This window comes from Streptomyces sp. CO7 (assembly GCF_053474865.1).
This window is the reverse complement of the sequence record NZ_JBRIOU010000007.1, coordinates 117,134-117,974: the sequence shown is the minus strand read 5'-3', so window position 1 is coordinate 117,974 and position 841 is coordinate 117,134. Positions and strand designations below refer to the sequence as shown.

The 841-nt window shown below is 77.5% G+C and carries 1 protein-coding gene and 1 pseudogene; one reads left to right on the top strand and one right to left on the bottom strand.

The window, feature by feature from the left end; all coding sequences use genetic code 11:
• A partial coding sequence (locus tag ACOV8S_RS24370; protein ID WP_448320300.1) for an alanine racemase occupies positions 1-502 on the bottom strand: 502 nt, incomplete at its 3' end.
• A 139-nt stretch (positions 503-641) separates the two neighbouring features.
• On the opposite strand from ACOV8S_RS24370, the pseudogene ACOV8S_RS24365 reads away from it, so the two are divergent.
• Positions 642-841 (top strand): annotated as a pseudogene (locus ACOV8S_RS24365) (hypothetical protein); the annotation flags it as partial.

Genomic DNA, 841 nt, shown 5'->3' with positions numbered 1-841 from the left:
CCCTCGCTGCGGCTGCGGGGCGGGCGCCCCCCCGGACCCGCCCGCCCGGCAGCCGCAGCGAGGTGTCCAGCTCCAGGCAGACCCGGACCGTCTCCCGGCCCTCCCCGCGCGCCTCCTCGATCAGCCGCAGCTGCGCCGGGTCGTCGACCATCACCGTCACCGCCGCGGCGAGCTTGGGGTCGGCGCACAGCTCGGCGAAGGCGGACCGGTCCGCCGACGGATAGGCGCACAGGACGTCGTCGAGACCGCCCCGGGCCAGCCACAGCGACTCGGGCAGGGTGAACGACATGATCCCGGCGAAGCCCGGCCGCGCCAGCACGCGCTCCAGCAGCGGCCGGCAGCGGACCGACTTGCTGGCCACCCGCACGGGTTTGCCCCCGGCCCGGCGGACCAGATCGTCGGCGTTGGCGTCGAAGGCCTCCAGGTCGACGACGGCCAGGGGCGCGTCGAGGTGGGCGGTGGCCCGGTCGTACCGGGCCCGGTCGGCGGCTCGGGCAGTCATGGTCGCAGCGTGCCAGGCATGGGCACGCCAGGGTAGGGGGACGATCCGGGCAGATGCCGCGACCGCGAGAACCGGTTCCCGCACCGGCGGCGTCTGGCCGTAGAGTGACGCGCACACCAGGCACGAGGCGGGGGTGGAGATGAGCACGGAAGCGCGCCGTCCGGCGCCGCCGGTCCGGCCGCCGCACGACCCGCCGCCCTCCTCCGCGCCCCGTTCCCCGCAGCGCGGCGAGACGGAGCAGGCCACCGGGTCCGGGGCGCCGCCTCCGCCCCCGGCGACCGCGCGGTTCCCCGACACGCCCCCTGCCGTGGCGGCCCGGCAGAGTGCCCAGGAGACCAC